This window comes from Salinibacterium sp. NYA9b (assembly GCF_976973725.1).
On the sequence record NZ_OZ333476.1, the window covers coordinates 1165052 to 1179603 of the forward strand.

The following is a 14552-nucleotide window of genomic DNA, read 5'->3' on the forward strand; positions in this document are numbered from 1 at the left end:
CTATGAGCGTGGTCAACTTCCGATGGTGTGGGATCTACGTCGCGGTGGCGATTGTGCACGTCGTGAGCCTTCTCGCGGGCTGGGACGCAGTGGCGAACCCCAGCAAATTTCTCCTCATGCCGACGCTCGGCGTGGGGGTCATTCTCGCGACCGCGCGCGGGTTTCGGTGGCCTGACTACGCCTTTATCGGTGCACTCACTCTGGCCTGGGTCGGCGATATTTTTGTAGCGGATGCCGCAAGCTCAAGCTTCATCATTGGGCTTGCCGCATTTCTCGCCGCCCACGCGGTGTACCTCGTGCTGTTCCTGAGGGCCGTGCGTTCCCGCCGAGTTCCGTGGGCTACCGCCGTCCTCCTCGTGTGGTGGGTGGGATTGCTCGTCGTGCTGCGGGCTGACCTTGGGTCATTTTTTGTGCCACTCGCGGCCTACGGGGCCGTGTTGGCGGCATCCACTGCCTCAGCGTTCGCGACCACTCGGCTCATCGCAACCGGAGCAGTGTTATTTTTGGCGTCTGACACCGCGCTTGCCTGGGCACTTTTTGCGCCAGCAGCGGTGTGGTGGCAGTCAGATGCTCTCATCATGACGCTCTACACCGGCGGTCAGCTTCTGATCGCGGTTGGCTTTGTTGCGGCACGAAGAGGCTCGCGGAACACTGCTAGCGTATCCGGGTGACTCCCGAGCCCTCCGAGCCTTCTGTGAACCGACGCGTCGCCGTCGTCCCTGTGGTCGTCGGGGTCGCTCTGTTAGTGGTCTTTGCCGTTGTCTTGACCGTCGTCGTTACCTTGGCGGCGGCATCGACTAACGAGGAGCCGGCGATTCCGGTTGCCGCGTCATCCTCGTCCGCACCATCGCTCGCACCACGCGCTCCGGAGCCTGAGTCGACCGTGGTTGCGCCTGCCAGTGAATCGAGTGGCAACGAGTGTGTCGATTTCACGCGCGAGGTTGCGTCGCTCGATATCGAGTCGGTTCTGGTGGCGCAATCGGACCGGGAGGAAGTCGCGATCGAGTTTTCTCTCACAGCACCGGTCGATCAGAATTCATCCCAGCTCGGGATCTATGCGGAGACTGCTGACGGTGAGCGTGCCTACCAATTCTTAGTGGAGTTGGATGATGGCGAAATCGACGAGGTCTCGGCCTATGAGCTCTACCGCGACGACAGCGACAGCCTTGACACTGATGATGCCGAAGTTGATGGCTCCACTGTTCGCTTCCTTATTCCGCGCTCGATCGGCAAAAAACTCGGCGACGACTGGTCATGGTTTGCGTTTAGCGCGGCCGGCGAATCGACAATTGATACGTGCCCGGGAACACCGGATGCACCGGAGTACCTAATTTTCGGTCGCTAGCGGCCCGTGCTCCTCGCAGAGCTATGAATCGGTAACGAGTGGGCGGAGAGTTGCTCTCTAACCCGTCGCCGAGTTCCTGCGGCGTGATGGCACCGGCTAACGCGCGATGCACGCCCCGCTAGAAACGGTGCTCGTCAGGTCTGCAGCGTTGTCTACTACCGGTTGAACGGCATCCAGCGTGAGAGCGTAGCCGACGTTATTTTGTTCGGTGCTGCTGCCGAAAATGGTTCCGACGAACTCTCCATCGAGAGTGAGAAGCGGGCCGCCTGAATTGCCAGGATTTACCTGACCGGCGAGGGTGTAAACCTCCCGCGGCGCAGCTCCATCCCCATAGATGTCGGGACTTTCAAACGTGCTGATGTGCTGCACGAGAGCGGCATGGGTGCTGAACGGACCGCCGTAGGGGTAGCCCTGGATCGCCGTGCTCGTTCCGGGGCGAGCGGTGACGCCGAGGCGCAATGGATCGAGGCTCAATCCGGGAACGGCGAGTACAGCGAGGTCGTTGACGGAGTCGAAGTACACGATGGTGCTAGGCAACACTTGACCGTTCAGCGCCTCCACGACGGGGTCTGTAGTGCCCGAGATCACGTGCGCGTTTGTCATCACACGCTCAGGGGCGATGACAAACCCGCTGCCGGTTTGACCCTGACCGCAGGCGTATGCGTTTCCGGTAATCCGTACGACCGATTGTGCAGCGGCCGCCAGTGCTGGACTGTCGGAGTCGATCGTCGGGATCAGAGCATTGGGGTCGCCGAGAGGGGAGCCGAGCAGGGGCAGAGCTTGTTCGGTGAGCACGGTTCGCCAGCGGGCGATGCTCGCTTCGACGACATCGGGGGTGATGTCCTGAATCGTTCGGATGACCGCAGAGGAGGCAATGGTGCGCGAGAGAACCGGCAGGCCAAGTTGGGCAGCGCTGAAGCTCACTGTCGAGATCACGAGGGCCGCAACGACGCCGATCACCAGGCCACCAACCGCGCGGTTGGCTCCACGCAAGGCGCTGGTCTGGATTTCTACGTGGATTGCTTTGCCCGCAGCAACTCCCACAGCGTGGCCAAGGGCAACAAGCCCGATGGCAACAGAGATCGCAACTATCGCCCGCAGCTGGGGGAGAGCGACGAGCTGGGATGCTGCCGGGGCGAGCATCGTGGCAAAAAAGATGCCGACACCAACGCCTGCGATCACAAAGATGCCGCGAGTGAGTCCGATGACAAGGCCGTAGATGACATACCCCAGCAGAACTACTACGAGGAGTAGATCGAGCAAGGGCGCCACGTTCATGGACTCAGCCTAAACTGCGTCGGCGCGTGACGTGTCGAGTTGGGCGAAAGCGAGACGCCAGATATTCTCTGACAGAACGATGTTGGGGGATCCGGTGAGCGAGTCAGCACACGAAGACCAGGCTCCGGCGACCCCAACGCTCGATCGCGGCTTTGGCGCTGCGATGGCTGCATGTCTCCGAGCGCAAGCTGATCATGAACCACGCACCTGGTTTCGGGCCCTTCGCGGAACGAGCCCGTTGTCTCCGGAAGCGAAGGATCTGTACCAGCACGGAGTCGGCGAGCTGGAGTCGGCAGTGGCGCTTGCCGCGCTGGGATCCGATTGGATGGTCGCGCACTCCGATGACGATCACGATCAGAGCGTGGGCGCCGACCACCTAGTGTTAGGCCCGGCCGGTGCCTTTATCGTGTGCAGCCGACGGCATCCGGGGGACAGAATTGTCACTGCGGGACGCATGATTTTGGTGAATGGTCACCGTGCCGCCTACGTGCGCGATGCAACAACTCGTGCGGTGCAATTGTCGGAAGAGTTTGTGCAACGGGGCGCGGCCGATGTCGCTGTGCGGCCGATCGTGGCGCTCACCGGCGCATCCGATCTCATCCGTGGCCGGTCGAAAGCACCGGTACCCGTGCTTGCTCTCGGCGAGCTGGCTGGCTGGTTGATCCGCCATGAAGCGGTGTATTCGCGTGCTCAAGTCGCGGCTCTCGTGCCGGTGGCTGGCCGCCTCGCGGGCTGGCAGGTTCGCCCTGCCGTCACGGGTGCGAGCGTTCGACTCACGGCACGATTCGAACGATTGCGAACAGAAGTGGATGCCGCCCGCCGGCGCTCGCGGCTGTGGATCGTCTTCGGGGCAGCGGTTGCCCTCGCGGCTACCGTCACAATGCTGGCGTTCGCGATTCCCGCTGTCTTTGCGCTCTTCTCGGGATAGTTCTGCCGGAGCATCCATTCTGCTAAGCTTTCAAGGTTGCCGTCTAACGGCCGCGGATAAAGAGAGCTCGCGCATTCAGCTATGAGCACCGCGCAACGACTAGAGAGGGGATTACCTAATGGCACTTGAAGCAAGTATCAAGAAGGCGATCATCGAAGAATACGCAACCCACCCAGGTGACACGGGATCCCCCGAGGTCCAGATCGCGATGATGACTCGTCGCATCCTCGACCTCACGGAGCACCTCAAGATGCACAAGCACGACCACCACTCACGTCGTGGACTGCTTCTTCTTGTTGGTCAGCGTCGCCGTCTGCTGGGTTACCTGCAGAACGTTGACATCACGCGTTACCGTACGCTGATCGAGAAGCTGGGACTGCGTCGCTAGTCGATTCGTCACACTTGCCAAAGGCCGTCATCGCAATGCGATGGCGGCCTTTGTTGTTTCCTGCAGAGGCAGTGCGGTCCGACGAATGAGCTGCACTGCGTAGCGGCTGGACCCCGTGCGAGTTTCGCCAGTAATGAGCTGCACCGTTTAAACGGAATGGGGTCGGGCGAACCGTGCGGTTAGCCCGACCCCATTCGGTCGAGAGTGCTCCCTAGACGGTGGTGGCTGTGGCGCTTTCTGCGTCGGTCTTGGGCTTGCGCGGCAGCGTCAGCAGGGTGGTGAGGCTCACGGCGATCATGAGGATCGCGCCGATCGCGACGAGCGAGAAAACGCCCGCAGCGGGAAGCACGAACATGGCAACACCAGCGGCCATCGAGACGATTCCACTAACCCAGCCAAACCAGCGGGGGTGGATGGTGCCGCGAACGCCGCCGACGAGGTCAACGATCCCTTCGAGAATCCAACCGATTCCGATGACGAGCGCGAGTGCGATGAGTGACTGGAAGGGGTTGGCAAGGCACAGGATGCCAGCAATGACGACGAGGAGTCCCAGGAGGCCGGTCGTCCAGCGCATCGGGGAGTCGAGGTTGTTGGCAACGAAGGCTGCGGTGACGCGGTACATGCCGGAGGCAATGAGGTAGATACCGAAGAGCACCGCGATGGTGAGCAACGTGGCGCCGGGGAACAGCAGGCCGATCACTCCCAGGACGAGTCCGATGACGGCGACCGCCATGAGTTGACCACGGTGCACGCGCAGCAAGCCGGGAAGAAGATCATTCACCGAAGTGGTTGGCGGTGTCGTGCTGTCAGACGAGCTCATGAGGGTCCTTATCCAGAGTTGTCAAGTGGTGCCTTACTCTCTCATTCTCCCAGTTCGATTGCCCCGGTGTGCAACTGCGACGCACCCATTAGGCTCGAACCATGTCGCGTCGTGTTACTTATTCTCAGCTCGGTGGGCCTGAAGTGCTCACGATTTCCGAAGTCTCTGAACCTCATGCGGGCGAAGGTGAGGTGCGAGTGCGGGTGAAGTTCGCCGGCATCAATCCCTTTGACTCGAAGGTTTTCAGGGGTGCAGCAACGGCTGCTCCTCAAGATGTGCAGTTTCCGAGTGGCAACGGCAACGATTTTGCCGGTATCGTTGACGAGATTGGCGCTGGAGTTGATCGATGGGCCGTCGGGGATGACGTTCTCGGTGGCAAGGGCTTCAGCGGTCAAGCTGATTTCGTTGTCGTTCCCGCCGACAAGCTCGTCCGAAAGCCCAGCGATCTCAGTTGGGAACAGGCCGGTGGCCTCGACATTGTCGGGCGCACCGCGTGGGCGAGTGTCGAAGCAATCGATCTGACACCCGCCGATACCGTCTTGGTGAGCGCAGCAGCGGGCGGTGTCGGCGTTATTGCCGCTCAGCTTGCCATGCTCAAGGGTGCGAAAGTCATTGGCTCCGCCAGCGAATCGAACCACGAGTTCTTGCGTTCCCTCGGCATCCATCCGGTTCGTTACGGCGAGGGCATGGTCGAACGGATTCTGGAGATTAGTCCCGAGGGCATCACCGCGGCTCTCGACAACAACGGCCGCGAAACTGTGGATGCTGCGCTTGCGCTTGGCGCACCAGCTCACCGCATTAACACGATCGCCGACTACGCCGCCATTTCCGAATACGGCACATCGGGTATCGGTGCCGCCGGTGCGACCCCCGACGACCTCGCGGCGCTCGCCGCGCTGGTTGCTGACGGCTCCGTGCAGGTGCCGATTGATTCAATCTTCCCGTTTGAGCAGGTTTCTGAGGCCTACACGAAGCTCCTCGAGGGTCACTCCCGCGGAAAGATCGTTCTCGCGCTCTAGCGCACCACCTGGCCTAGCCCCGTCCCTGCGCAGAGAGCGACAACCACTATTTTCCAGCTCCTCACCACCGGCATCATTGCGGGCATCGCCGGTTTCGCGTCGTCGTTCACCCTCGTTGTTGCTGGGCTCCAGGCGGTCGGTGCTAGTGACGCGCAAGCGGCATCCGGTCTGCTGATTCTGACCGTGATGATGGGGCTCGTCACGATCGGTATGGCCTGGCGGTACCGGATGCCGATCACCGTGGCGTGGTCGACTCCGGGAGCAGCGTTGCTGATCGTCGCGGCGCAGGGCGATGTCGAGTTTCAGGCGGCTGTTGGCGCGTTCATTGTGTGTGGGGTGCTCATCATGGTGTGTGGCCTCGTGCCGGCACTGGGCCGCCTCATCACTCGCATTCCGCAGCCGATCGCGAGTGCGATGCTCGCGGGTATCCTGTTTCCCATTTGTCTTGCTCCGATCACGGCTTCGGTTGACTACCCGTTGCTGGGGCTGCCGATGGTCGTGGTGTGGCTGATCCTGTTGAGGGTGGCGCCGCGCTGGGCTGTGCCCGGCGCGCTCGTGGCGGCGATTGTCGCGATTGCGCTCACGACCGAGGGCAGTTTATTGGGGGATGCCGCCGTCGTGCCGCAGCTCACTCCCGTCGTTCCGATTTTTGATCCGATTCTGATCGTGAGCCTCGGCATTCCACTGTTTATCGTGACGATGGCGGGTCAGAATGTGCCTGGCTTCACGGTGATGCGCACCTACGGCTACGCGGTGCCCGCGGGTCCCGCGCTCACCGTCACGGGCGCAGCATCGGCGGCGAGTGCGTTCTTTGGAGGCCACGCTCTCAATTTGGCTGCCATCACGGCAGCGCTCACGGCAAGCGAGGAGGCGCACGATGACCCGAAGCGGCGGTGGATCGCATCGGTGTCCGCAGGGGCAACCTACGTCGTGATCGGGCTGGCCGCTGGCTTCGCCACAGCGCTCGTCTCGGTAGCGCCTCCGATCGTCGTTGTTGCCATTGCGGGGCTAGCGGTAATCGGTGCTCTCATCACATCGGTGCGCACGGCTCTGGATGCTCCCGAGCACCGTATCGCGGCCATAGCGACCTTTCTCGTCGCCGCGTCGGGCATCACCGTGATCGGAATCGGCTCCGCGTTCTGGGCGCTCATCGTAGGAGCGGTCATCATGGCGTGGCTCGGTTGGCGCCGAAAAGCTGCTCCGGCAGCCACGCCCGCTGGCCCAGAATCAACTCCGGAGGGCGCCGAGCGGGCCGCCCCAGAAAAGAAACGTTAAAGTTTTTTGAGATTGCTGCATCCAAAACAGGGGTTCAGCCGGAAGTACTCCATGTAAGGCGATTTACGCCCGACCATGAGAGGACAAGAACAGTGCGAAACAAAATTTTTGCCGGTGTAGCCGCCGGAGCGATTGCCGCCGTAGGAGTCGCTATCCCCGCCAATGCCATCTCGGACACCACTGCTGACCTGTATGTTCTGCACGCTGTGCCGGGACTCACCGTAGACGTCTACGTCAACGGTGAACTCACCCTCGACGACTTCGAGCCCGGTGACCTCGCAGGCCCCCTCGACCTCCCCGCCGACACGTACACGGTCGCCATCACCGCTTCTGATGCTGCCGACGACTCGGAGCCCGCTATCGGCCCCATCGACCTCACGCTCGAAGCCAACACGAGCTACACCGCTGTTGCTCACCTCGACGAGTCTGGCGATCCCACGGCGAGCCTCTTTACCAACGACCTCAGCACTGTTGCTGCGGGTGAAGGCCGCTTGACCGTTCGCCACACTGCGGCAGCCCCTGCTGTCGACGTGCTCGCCAACGATGCAGTCGCCTTCGACAACCTCAGCAACCCCGACGAAGTGAAGGCTGACCTCGCGGTCGGAACCATCTCCGCCGCTGTCGCGCTCACCGGAACCACTGACCCCGTCATTGGCCCGGCCGACGTCGAAATCGCCGAAGGTGTCAACACGATCGTGTACGCCTGGGGCAGCGCCGCAGACGACAACCTCACCCTCGCCGTGCAGACCATCGACGGTCTCCACTCGAACCCCGGTGGAGTAGACGCCGGAACCGCAGGACTCGCCGCTGACAACAACAACGGCATCCTCGTCGCCGGTCTCGGTGGCCTCGCAGCACTCCTTGCTCTCGCAGGATTCGCCGCAACTCGACTCTCCGCCGCACGCGCAGCGAAGTAGTCACCAGCACAACCTCCACAGCACGATCCAGTAACACCAGCACTCACATACCCCAGCAAGGAGAACGTCATGGCCCCGAGAATCCTAGCCCTCGCGGTCATGGCGCTTCTCCTTGCTGGCTGTGCTGCAGCCCCCGCAGAATCCATCGCCCCGGTGCCGGCACCACTGCCCACGGCAGAGATCGATGTGCCCCGCCAGTCCAGCGAACTTGCGCCGGTAGAGCAGCTTGCTGCCCCGGTTCGCATTCAGATTCCCTCCGTGGGCGTGGACATCTCGATTGCTCCGGTCGGTATCCAGCCCGACGGCTTTATGGAGATCCCCGAAAACATCACCGTTGCGGGTTGGTACCAATACGGCTCGTCTCCGAGCAGCGACACAGGGTCTACTGTCATCACGGCCCATGTCGACGACTTCATTCAAGGTCTTGGACCGTTTTCGCGACTGGCATCGATGCCAGCTCAAGCGGAAATCATTGTGACAACCGACGATGGCGTCGATCACCGCTATCAACTCGAATCGGTTCAGAACATTCAGAAGGCCCAGGTCCCACTCGACCAAGTGTTCGATCGAGACGGAGCGCCACGCATCGTCCTTCTCACCTGTGGTGGACAGTTCGACGAAAATGTGCGGCAATATTCTGACAACGTTGTAGCGATCGCTAACCCGCTATGAACGACATCCTCAACCGGAGAGCAATGACGGACAACGAAGCCGCAGACGAAGCCCGCATGACGCAGGCGTTCATCGCTGGTGACGAAGCCGCACTCGCCGAGGTCTATAAACGTTGGTCGTCGCTCGTCTTCACCCTTGCTGTTCGCTCGCTCGGCGACCGTGGCGACGCGGAGGATGTGACTCAAAAGGTTTTCGTCTCGGCCTGGACCGGGCGCTCAAGTTTCAAGCCCGAACGTTCGAGCCTCTCCGCGTGGCTTGTCGGAATCACGAAGAATAAAATTGCGGACACGCATGAGGCGCGGGCTCGAATTCGTCGGCTCCAAGAAGAGTTGGCCGCCACAACATCTCGGGGAGACGCAGTCGTGGAAGACTTCGACCTAGCGGACACGCTCATGGTCGCCGACGAAATCTCTCGTCTCGAACCAGATGCTCAAGCGATCATGAGATTGGCATTTTTCGACGATCTCACCCACAACCAAATAGCCGACCGTCTCGAACTACCTCTCGGAACGGTCAAGAGCCATATCCGGCGCAGTCTGCAACGGATGCGAACACGATTGGAGGCGACTTATGCGACACGTTGATCCAGAGATCCTGGCGCTGCTCGCCCTCGGTGAGCAAGTTGCCCTTCCTGAAGACAGTGTGCACGTCAGCGAGTGCGACCAGTGCCGCCGCGAAATCGAGGTTTTGTCCCGCGCCGCGATGGTTGGTCGCTCAACCTTCGACGCCGGTGAGTTGCTTCAGCCGCCCTCGCGCGTGTGGGAGCGCATCAGCGACGAACTGGCGCTGACAGCAGAAGACGCTAGTGCGACATCCGCCCCCGCTATTGGCGATGCTGACGACAGGGTGCCCAGCGATGAGCTGGCCCAAAAACGCGTCGAACGAGACGACGTCGCGGTGGACGAGTCAGCTGCAACGATTACTGCGGAGAGTGGCACCGTGCACTCGCTTGCTGCGCGCCGTCGCCGTCCGTGGATCGGCATCGTTGCTGCAGCGGCCGCCGTCGCCCTGGTCGCGAGCGCGGGAACCGCACTGTGGTCAACGTTCCGCCCGGCTGAACAGCCCACCATTCTCGCGAGCGCAACGCTCGCTGCATTTCCCGACTGGCCAGATTCCGCCGGCGAAGCAAAGCTCGAGCAACTGCCCGACGGCACGCGGGTCATTGACGTCAATTTTGATGCTCCCGCGACCGACGGCGGTTACCGCGAAGTGTGGTTGATCACGACGGATGCCACGGCTCTCGTCAGCCTCGGAATCGTCGAAGGAACGTCAGGTCAGTTCACGGTGCCCGACGGTCTCGATATCTCGAGTTATGACCTCGTGGACATCTCGGAGGAACAGTTCGACGGAAACCCGGCTCACTCCGGCGACTCCATCGTGCGAGGTCAGCTCTCCAGCGACGCGTAGCGAGCGCCGCTGAAGCGTTGGTCCGGTTCTGTTCGGCTTAGTTCGGGCTCAGCTCAGTCGAACCGAGCTGTCTCCAAGCGGTGAAGGGCAAGAGCGACAGAGAGGCGTGTGCGACCGCGCGAGGTTCGCACATCGAAGCCGAGCTTCGCGCTGAGTTCCTCCGCGCGGGACTGCACCGTCGAGTGGTGAAAGCCGAGCGTCGCGGCGGCGGCCCGCAAACTTTCACTCGCAGCGAGAGTGTCGAGCATCGGCAGGATGCGCGGAGTCTCGCGGATAACGACGCCGAGCGATTGCAGATCGCAATTTTCCGGAGCTCCGGCGGGACTGATTTCGGCGAGCAACAACAGCGAACCAAGATCGTCGCCATAAAGCACGGGCTCATGATCGGAAGTGAGGCGCAGCGCCGTGAGTGCCGATAACCAGGAACGTATGAGATCGGAAGGGGAGGCAGCGATGCCGATGCCGGCGCGCGGAGCGGCCACGGCATCCGTGCTCAGTATGATCTCGGCGCGCACAGCACCCGCGACGGTAGTGATCACGGCAGACGGCCCGGCCGCGGCGTTCGTGGTGCTCGCCGGCTGAGTGATCACGCGATAGCGGGTCGTGGCCACCAAATGGAGAGCGTGGGCTGCGGCCTGTCGGCTCTCGGCGCTCTCTGTCGAATCGAGCAGTGTTTCGACCGGGTTGTGAACGGACTCAGCAGGCCCAGTGCGTTCGAACAGGATGCCGAGGGCGAGCGCAACTCGTTCGAGAATCATGTCGTCGTTCACGTGGGCGTTTCCGTCGCGTTCGATCCATACGGTGCCGCCGCCGGTGACTGCCCGTGTTGGCCAGAACGCCGGTGTGCCCGCTTCTGGGCTGCGACGTCCGCGCTCATCAACGCGAAGGGTGAGAGCTGGCGAGGTGAACCCGGCGGGGCATCCGGCAAGCATGCTGGCGCCGCGCAAGAGAACTTCAGCGCTCGCGTGGCCTGCGGTGAGCGCGTCGAAGTACGAGATCACCCGCAGGGTTTCGCTGGCTTCGGGATCGAGTGCTTTCAAGCGCCCGGCTAGTTCTTGCATTCTCGTTCCGCCCTCTGTGGTTCGAGCCCTACTCTATTGCGGCCTGCCCAGAACGAACAGTCGCAGTCAGCGCTCGAACCGCAGGGGCACTGGTGGCGCTGGACCCTGCTGGCTCGTTACACGCCGAGCGTGCGGCGCAACCAGTTGAGGCGAGCGTCTTGAGTGGCGATAGAGAGGGCGGCGAAAGGAGCCATGGCGTCGTAACCGTGGAAGCCACCGGGCCAGACGTGCAGTTCGCAGTGGCCGCCCGATGCCCAGATGGTTGAGGCGTAGGCGACATCTTCGTCGCGGAATACTTCCGAGGTGCCCACGTCAATAAAGGCGGGCGGCAAGTTGCTGAGGTCCGTCGCGCGCGCGGGTGCCGCATAGATCGAGACGTCATCGGTCTTGCGGCGGTCTCCGAGCAGGGCATCCCAGCCGGTGTCATTGCTACCACGATCCCAGACTCCTGTGCCGTCGATCTGATAGCTCGACACCGTCTCGTTGCGGTCATCGAGCATCGGGTAGATCAGCATTTGAGCGGCAAGCGCGGGTCCCTTGCGGTCGCGCGCCAAGAGCGTCGTGCCCGCAGCAAGGCCGCCTCCAGCGCTACCACCAGCAATAACGAGCTTCGTCGCGTCGATTCCGAGCCGTGCTGCGTTCTCCGCCGTCCACACGAGAGTTGCGTAGCAGTCCTCGACCGGAGCAGGGTCAGGATGCTCGGGAGCCAACCGGTACTCGACCGACACCACCACGGCATCCAATTCTTCGACCCAGGCGAGCATTGTCTCCATGCCGCTGAAGCGGTCGCCAATGATCATCCCACCGCCGTGCGTGTGAACGATGCCTGGCCCGGCAACTGTGTGATCGTTGCGGTGGAAAATGGAGACCAGCAGGTCCCCACCGGGACCAGCGAAGGTCTCTTCGCGGTGAGTGATCGCCCGCCCTTCGAGCAAATCGGCGACGGGCGTAGCCAGCCCGGCCCGAAAAGGCTCGATCATCGCGGGAGTGAGCGTGGGCGGTAGCTGCTCGTTCACGATCAACAGCACTGCAGCCAGTTCGGCATCGAACGGGGGAGCGGAATGAACATTGTTCGTAGTCATGAGACCTCCATTGGTCTGCGTCACGCCAGTGTGACGGCCTATCTCCACGCTAGAGCGTGGCGGCTCCGCGTCAGTACCGCCAGCCATTCCACGTTCAGAGTCCCTTAACCGCCATGTGGCGGTACCGGGCCGGAATTATCGGGAAACGGCGTGGTTGAACCGGATAACTGATTCATCCAGACAGATTTTGGGAGACCGGAGCACACCATGCAGTTCGGAATTTTCACCGTGAGCGACGTCACAACTGACCCGACAAACGGCACAACGCCCAGTGAGGGCGAGCGCATCAAGGCCATCGTGACGATCGCCAGGAAGGCGGAAGAAGTCGGGCTCGATGTTTTCGCGCTGGGGGAGCACCACAACCCTCCGTTCGTCTCCTCAAGCCCCACCACGACGCTGGCGTACATCGCGGCTCAGACCGAGAAACTCATCCTGTCGACGAGCACGACGCTCATCACGACCAACGACCCCGTGAAGATCGCGGAAGACTACGCGATGCTTCAGCACCTCTCCGACGGTCGCGCTGACCTCATGATGGGGCGCGGCAACACGGGGCCGGTGTACCCGTGGTTTGGCAAAGACATTCGCGAGGGCATCCCGCTGGCCATCGAAAACTATTCGCTGCTGCACAAGCTGTGGCGCGAAGAATTCGTCAACTGGGAGGGCAAGTACCGCACACCGCTGCAGGGCTTCCAGTCGACGCCACGGCCGCTGGATGGCGTGCCTCCCTTCGTCTGGCACGGGTCGATCCGCAGTCCCGAGATCGCTGAGCAAGCCGCGTTCTACGGCGACGGCTTCTTCGCCAACAACATCTTCTGGCCCAAAGAGCACTACATGCGCCTCGTGAGCTACTACCGTCAGCGTTTTGAGCACTACGGCCACGGCACCGCGGCCCAGGCCATCGTTGGTCTCGGTGGTCAGGCCTTCATGCGCAGCAACTCGCAGGCGGCCAAGGCAGAGTTCCGTCCCTACTTCGACAACGCTCCCGTGTATGGCCACGGGCCGTCAATGGAAGACTTCACCGACCAGACACCGCTTGCCGTTGGCAGCCCGCAAGAGGTCATCGATAAGTATGCCGGGATGCGCGAACACTTCGGCGATTACCAGCGTCAGCTGTTCCTCATGGATCACGCTGGCCTGCCGCTCAAGACAGTTCTCGAGCAGCTCGACATTCTCGGTGAAGAGGTCGTTCCCGTCCTTCGCAAGGAGTTTGCCACCAACCGTCCGGCCGAGGTTCCGGATGCCCCAACCCACGCATCTCTCGTCGCCAAGCGTGATGCGGCTCTCGCCGCCTCCGCAGCCGACGCCCCCGCGACGGTCTAGTTTCGCGGCCCGCCGCGCATCCACACCGTCAGATCCACAGAAAGAAGCTCATCATGTCCGACGTCAAGAAGATTGCCGTCATCGCCGCTGGCCTCAGCCAGCCCTCGTCAACCCGACTACTCGCCGACCGTCTCACCGAAGCAACCGTCAACAACCTGCGCGAACGTGGTGTCGATGCCGAGGTGACCGTCATCGAGTTGCGCGACCTCGCACACGACGTGACAAACAATCTGCTCACGGGCTTTCCGAGCACGAAGCTCGACGAAGCAATCGCCGCAGTTACCGGCGCTGACGGGCTCATCGCCGTCACGCCCATCTTCACCACGAGCTACAGCGGGCTGTTCAAGTCATTCATCGACGTGCTCGACCCGCAATCACTCACGGACCTGCCGGTACTACTGGGCGCGACCGGCGGTACCGATCGGCACTCACTCGCGATCGACTATGCGATGCGACCGCTATTCAGCTACCTGCACGCCGTGGCTGTACCAACCGGCGTGTATGCGGCATCTGCCGACTGGGGTAGTGGTGCCGGTAGTGCCTCGAGCACTCTTCCGGCACGAATCACTCGTGCGGCGGGAGAACTTGCGGCGCTCGCCGCGGTCTCCGATCGTTCAGACCGCGTGATTGACCCCTTTGCGCTGCCGGAGGGCTTTAGCCCTGTCGGCAGCTTCGGAGCGCAATAACAACGTGTCTGCGTTAATCCGTCGCGGTGCAGTTACCCGGTCTTGCGGCGGAAATCGCGTTTGTGGTCGGCCCGGTCGTGGGTGCCTTGGATAGCTGATTCAGCATCCAGGTGTCCCGGCCGGTCGGTCTGCTTGCCCTGCTTGCGATCAAGCGCCTCGCGGAACCTGCGCTTGTTTTCTTCGCTCGCAGAGGGTGTTTCTTCTGTGGGTTCCATACTCGTCAGCGTAGGCCACCTGCATGACAATCTGTGCCTGGTCCGTGTCGCGCACCAATCTCTGGGGCTTCACAGGCCCCCGGTGCTACGATTATGGGAGTTGTCCTGCTAGTTAGAGGGCAACGCACGGAGCAGG

At 62.1% G+C, this 14552-nt stretch carries 17 protein-coding genes; 12 read left to right on the plus strand and 5 right to left on the minus strand.

The window, feature by feature from the left end:
* Positions 1 to 8 precede the first annotated feature (8 nt).
* A complete protein-coding gene (locus ACWFSR_RS05480; protein ID WP_197108803.1) occupies positions 9 to 671 on the plus strand; it encodes a lysoplasmalogenase family protein in 663 nt (220 codons plus the stop codon).
* On the plus strand, positions 668 to 1345 hold the full coding sequence (locus tag ACWFSR_RS05485) for a hypothetical protein (protein ID WP_447523279.1): 678 nt from the start codon (positions 668 to 670) through the stop codon (positions 1343 to 1345). Before ACWFSR_RS05480 ends, ACWFSR_RS05485 begins: the two co-directional genes overlap by 4 nt.
* Positions 1346 to 1441: 96 nt before the next feature.
* On the opposite strand, the gene ACWFSR_RS05490 is transcribed toward ACWFSR_RS05485, so the two are convergent.
* Complete coding sequence (locus ACWFSR_RS05490) at positions 1442 to 2623, minus strand: MarP family serine protease (protein ID WP_197108799.1); 1182 nt, start codon at positions 2621 to 2623, stop codon at positions 1442 to 1444.
* A gap of 94 nt (positions 2624 to 2717) precedes the next feature.
* Here ACWFSR_RS05490 and ACWFSR_RS05495 point away from each other — a divergent pair, with 94 nt between their 5' ends.
* Positions 2718 to 3551, plus strand: a complete 834-nt coding sequence (locus tag ACWFSR_RS05495; RefSeq protein ID WP_197108791.1) for a hypothetical protein — start codon at positions 2718 to 2720, stop codon at positions 3549 to 3551.
* A 118-nt stretch (positions 3552 to 3669) separates the two neighbouring features.
* Complete coding sequence (gene rpsO, locus ACWFSR_RS05500; protein WP_009771894.1) at positions 3670 to 3939, plus strand: 30S ribosomal protein S15; 270 nt, start codon at positions 3670 to 3672, stop codon at positions 3937 to 3939.
* A 211-nt stretch (positions 3940 to 4150) separates the two neighbouring features.
* On the opposite strand, the gene ACWFSR_RS05505 is transcribed toward rpsO, so the two are convergent.
* Positions 4151 to 4759, minus strand: coding sequence for an HdeD family acid-resistance protein (locus ACWFSR_RS05505; protein WP_197108789.1), 609 nt, complete (start codon positions 4757 to 4759; stop codon positions 4151 to 4153).
* Between the two features lie 101 nt (positions 4760 to 4860).
* On the opposite strand from ACWFSR_RS05505, the gene ACWFSR_RS05510 reads away from it, so the two are divergent.
* From ACWFSR_RS05510 to ACWFSR_RS05535, 6 genes are all read left to right on the plus strand, one after another.
* Positions 4861 to 5778 carry an NADP-dependent oxidoreductase gene (locus tag ACWFSR_RS05510; protein WP_447523280.1) on the plus strand — a complete coding sequence of 306 codons (918 nt, stop codon included), beginning with the start codon at positions 4861 to 4863 and terminating at the stop codon, positions 5776 to 5778.
* Positions 5779 to 5826: 48 nt separating this feature from the next.
* Positions 5827 to 7053, plus strand: a complete 1227-nt coding sequence (locus ACWFSR_RS05515) for a benzoate/H(+) symporter BenE family transporter (protein ID WP_447523435.1) — start codon at positions 5827 to 5829, stop codon at positions 7051 to 7053.
* Between the two features lie 92 nt (positions 7054 to 7145).
* Positions 7146 to 7970, plus strand: a complete 825-nt coding sequence (locus ACWFSR_RS05520) for a DUF4397 domain-containing protein (RefSeq protein ID WP_197108785.1) — start codon at positions 7146 to 7148, stop codon at positions 7968 to 7970.
* A gap of 69 nt (positions 7971 to 8039) precedes the next feature.
* Positions 8040 to 8642: a class F sortase gene (locus ACWFSR_RS05525; RefSeq protein WP_197108783.1), complete on the plus strand. Its 603-nt coding sequence runs from the start codon at positions 8040 to 8042 to the stop codon at positions 8640 to 8642.
* A gap of 23 nt (positions 8643 to 8665) precedes the next feature.
* Positions 8666 to 9226 carry an RNA polymerase sigma factor gene (locus ACWFSR_RS05530; protein ID WP_197108782.1) on the plus strand — a complete coding sequence of 187 codons (561 nt, stop codon included), beginning with the start codon at positions 8666 to 8668 and terminating at the stop codon, positions 9224 to 9226.
* Positions 9213 to 10049: an anti-sigma factor gene (locus tag ACWFSR_RS05535; RefSeq protein ID WP_447523281.1), complete on the plus strand. Its 837-nt coding sequence runs from the start codon at positions 9213 to 9215 to the stop codon at positions 10047 to 10049. Before ACWFSR_RS05530 ends, ACWFSR_RS05535 begins: the two co-directional genes overlap by 14 nt.
* 53 nt (positions 10050 to 10102) lie before the next feature.
* Here the strand turns inward: ACWFSR_RS05535 and ACWFSR_RS05540 are convergent, their stop codons facing one another.
* Positions 10103 to 11110, minus strand: coding sequence for a helix-turn-helix domain-containing protein (locus ACWFSR_RS05540; protein WP_197108778.1), 1008 nt, complete (start codon positions 11108 to 11110; stop codon positions 10103 to 10105).
* Between the two features lie 116 nt (positions 11111 to 11226).
* Positions 11227 to 12192 carry an alpha/beta hydrolase gene (locus ACWFSR_RS05545; RefSeq protein ID WP_197108776.1) on the minus strand — a complete coding sequence of 322 codons (966 nt, stop codon included), beginning with the start codon at positions 12190 to 12192 and terminating at the stop codon, positions 11227 to 11229.
* Positions 12193 to 12399: 207 nt separating this feature from the next.
* Here ACWFSR_RS05545 and ACWFSR_RS05550 point away from each other — a divergent pair, with 207 nt between their 5' ends.
* Together ACWFSR_RS05550 and ACWFSR_RS05555 are read left to right on the plus strand one after the other, a co-directional pair.
* Positions 12400 to 13515, plus strand: a complete 1116-nt coding sequence (locus ACWFSR_RS05550; RefSeq protein WP_197110617.1) for an LLM class flavin-dependent oxidoreductase — start codon at positions 12400 to 12402, stop codon at positions 13513 to 13515.
* Positions 13516 to 13568: 53 nt separating this feature from the next.
* Positions 13569 to 14201 (plus strand): FMN reductase, encoded by a 633-nt coding sequence (locus tag ACWFSR_RS05555; protein ID WP_197108773.1) that lies wholly within the window; start codon positions 13569 to 13571, stop codon positions 14199 to 14201.
* 32 nt (positions 14202 to 14233) lie between these two features.
* On the opposite strand, the gene ACWFSR_RS05560 is transcribed toward ACWFSR_RS05555, so the two are convergent.
* On the minus strand, positions 14234 to 14416 hold the full coding sequence (locus ACWFSR_RS05560; RefSeq protein ID WP_197108771.1) for a DUF5302 domain-containing protein: 183 nt from the start codon (positions 14414 to 14416) through the stop codon (positions 14234 to 14236).
* Positions 14417 to 14552: the final 136 nt, after the last annotated feature.